The organism is Frankia sp. Hr75.2 (genome assembly GCF_949319125.1).
In the GTDB taxonomy this organism is placed as follows: Bacteria; Actinomycetota; Actinomycetes; order Frankiales; family Frankiaceae; genus Parafrankia; species Parafrankia soli.
Window position 1 is genome coordinate 1 of sequence record NZ_CASGGV010000246.1, and the last position, 382, is coordinate 382.

The 382-nt window shown below is 67.5% G+C and carries 1 pseudogene; it reads right to left on the reverse strand.

Annotation, left to right across the window (positions count from 1 at the left end):
* Positions 1-184, reverse strand: a pseudogene (locus AC559T_RS17505) (hypothetical protein); the annotation flags it as partial.
* Between the last annotated feature and the right edge of the window lie 198 nt (positions 185-382).

The following is a 382-nucleotide window of genomic DNA, read 5'->3' on the forward strand; positions in this document are numbered from 1 at the left end:
TGAGTCTCCTTCAACCCTGGCGACGGCCGGCTGCGCCGCCCCCTGCTTGCTCCACATGTAGTCGGCCTTGCCGTGCTCAACCGCCCACTTCGCCGCCTCGTCGAAGTCGATGATGGCGAGGTACTCCTTGAGTAGCAGCAAGGTTGGCCTCCCAGCCCAGGCCCGCCGCGGAGCAGATGAACCCGGTTCGCGCGGTGGACTGGACGACCTCAGGTCGACGGTGGGACAGCGGTGGTCTCGGGTAGCGCGCGGATCCATCGCGCCAGGCGGTCCCAGAGCTGGTGGCGGGTGCCCGCGGTGTTGTGGCAGTGCCCGGACCTCGGGAGCCGGAACAGTGTGATGTCGTCGGAGGAACTGTAGGCACGGGCTTCGTCGTGATGGT